Source organism: Virgibacillus sp. M23 (genome assembly GCF_034190895.1).
Lineage (GTDB): Bacteria > Bacillota > Bacilli > Bacillales > Amphibacillaceae > Virgibacillus > Virgibacillus salarius.
In genome coordinates, this window is sequence record NZ_JAWDHA010000407.1 from 1 (window position 1) to 276 (window position 276).

Here is a 276-nt window from a genome sequence, read left to right on the forward strand (position 1 = left end):
ATCAACGCAAGAACTTTCTTCACCATAAATCAAAGGAATTAGTGTCTAACTTCGATGCTGTTGTGATTGAAGATTTAGACATGAAAGGAATGTCACAAGCACTTAAATTCGGTAAAAGCGTAGCTGATAATGGATGGGGAATGTTCACCTCTTTCTTACAGTACAAACTAAAAGAACAAGGGAAACAACTTATCAAAATTGATAAATGGTTCCCATCTACCAAAACTTGTTCGAGTTGCGGAAATACCCAACCAATGCCTATAGAAATTAGAACAT

1 protein-coding gene is annotated in these 276 nt (G+C 35.9%); it reads left to right on the forward strand.

The features are described 5' to 3' along the window. The coding region (locus RVS70_RS23220) for a transposase (RefSeq protein ID WP_321135108.1) at positions 1-276 on the forward strand (276 nt) is incomplete at both ends.